Source organism: Arthrobacter sp. SPT-J7 (assembly GCF_059089965.1).
Genome location: NZ_JBNHFF010000361.1, coordinates 1 through 2,283, shown reverse-complemented (window position 1 = coordinate 2,283; position 2,283 = coordinate 1). Strand labels below are relative to the sequence as shown.

The following is a 2,283-nucleotide window of genomic DNA, read 5'->3' as shown; positions in this document are numbered from 1 at the left end:
ACAGGATGCAACTATCCGCGTGTCCCGGGGCGGTAACCTCATCGGCGTCGCACGCGGCGTAGTCGATGCCACCGGCTTCCTCGAGGTTAATCACCCGGGAGGTGTCTGCTGGGATCTGGTCACACCCAACATCACCGGAGGTGACGAAGTCACGGTCGAGTTCGAGGACGGCAGCAGTGACGGAGCGCTGGCAGGCACGGCGGTCATCACCTCAGTCGACTCTGTCGGCGGGACGCCCACTCCGGACATCACAGGAGACGTTGAGGGCCAGGTTGTGGTCAAAGGCACGTACGGCGAGGGCGTCGACACTGCCCGCATGGCGGTGGAAATAGTCAACCCCGACATGAGGGACATGGGCATCGGCGAGCGGGCAATCGGTTGGCCCGACGATGAGGTACCTACCGGATACAGGGTCGAGGGCAACGCTGCGAACAACGAGTTCACGGTAACGTACAGTTTCTTCTCCGTAGCCGAGCGGGACGCCGCTTTTGCTGGCGACCCGTCCGTCGCCAGCTGGCAGGCAGAACCGGCCGGCGTTGAAGCCCAGCTCGGCCTGACCATCTCCGAATTCAAGGAGATCGACGGTCCAGGCTTCGGCGGATGCCCCGCGGGGCCCTCCGGGCAAGCACCCAACCAACCAACTGAGGTTTTCGCCAGCACGGCAGGCAAGAACAGCGTCACCGCCACCTGGAAACCTGCCACCGTTCCCGCGGACGCTCCTGTCATCACCGGTTACGAGGTAATCGCAGAGGATACTGTTCTGGGCCAGGAAGTGAGCATCAAGGTCGGTGCCGAAGCAACAAGCGCAACTATCCGCGGCTTGGTGGAGGGCCAGGCGTACCCGGTCAAGGTAGTGGCATTGAACGGACAGGCAAGTAACCCTGCGGCGGCCGGCACGGTTACCGTGTCGTCTGCCGAGCTGCCTCCAGCGGCCTCCGCCCCCGCAGCTCCGGGCAACGTGGCCGTGAAGGACGGCTCCCTGCTCGGTTCAGCGGACGTCACGTGGACCGCGGCCGCCGCCAACGGCTCGCCGGTAACCGGGTACACCGTTCAGGCGCTGTCCGGGGAAGAGGTAATCGCTACTGCTGAGGCCGGAAGCGGTGCCACTTCAGCCAAGCTCGACAAGCTGACACCCGGAACAGAGTACAACTTCGTTGTTACTGCCAATAGCGCTCCGGGTAACACGCCGGCTGCACCAGTCGTCTTCACCGTTAAGGCAGGGGCCCTGACTGCACCGTCCGCTCCCAACGTCGTCCGGGTAACCACCGGCAACGGCAGCGCAACTGTTGAATGGCAGGGTGCAGCCGCAGGCAATACGCCGGTCACCGGTTACGTCCTGACGGCCACGCCGACAGCAGGAGCACCCGTTGAGGTGAAGACGGACGCGGCAGCGCGCAGCGCTGCTCTTAGCGGGCTGACCAATGGCACCACCTACACCCTCAAGCTGGTCGCGACCAGCGCAGCAGGCAATAGCGCTGAGGCAACCTTTGGAACCGGCGCTTCGGCAACCGTGACTCCCGCGGACCAGCTCACGGCCACGGCCGAGTTCCGCGCTGACAAGCGGGAATGGCGGATTGGTGGAAGCGCCAGCATCACCACCGGCAACACAATCACGGCCACCAACGCAAACGGCGCCACGATCGGCACCGCGGTGGTCGCCGCGGACGGTAGCTGGACGATTCGCGCTCGTAACTCGAACGCGGCAGTGACGCCAACCATCAAGGTGACGTCCTCGGCGGGCGGATCCATCACGGTATCCGCCAGTACAAGGTAGCCGAAGCCACTGAAGAAGGACCGGATCTTTGAACTGCTCCCCGGAAGTCGGACTGAGAATTCAGTTCTGACTTACGGGGAGCAGTTTCATGTTTGAGGGCAGTTCGTTGTCTGAGGAGCAGCGCGAAGCCTTGGTCGCGTTGTTGCGGCCGGCGGGGGTCCATGCGAGGAAGAACCAGATGCCCCAGCATAGCGAAAGGATCGCGCTGTCGTCGCTCTCATGGCTGAGCGCCGGTTGGAAGTTCTCCTGGAGTAACCGGGTTAGCCCTGTTTCAATAGCTCCGGTCCCGCAGCACCGTCACTGCCGTTATATCAGGCATGCCGAATTCCGGCCTAGGTTTTGCCGGTCGCGTCAACCTGCAAAGGTGGCACAACCAGCGCAAACTTTCAGGCCTGTCCCTAGACGTTCCGGGCGCTCGCAGGAAGCCCCTTTTTTAGCCGTAGCCCGACGTAGCTGTGTTATCAGTCTCCAAGCTGGGCTTGTCTGCCGGAATGGGCAGGTGCCCCAAG

General features: G+C 63.3%; 1 protein-coding gene. It reads left to right on the top strand.

Annotated elements, in window-relative coordinates; all coding sequences use genetic code 11:
• On the top strand, window positions 1-1,774 hold a 1,774-nt coding region (locus AC5RWX_RS32635; protein ID WP_494100312.1), incomplete at its 5' end, for a fibronectin type III domain-containing protein.
• Between the last annotated feature and the right edge of the window lie 509 nt (window positions 1,775-2,283).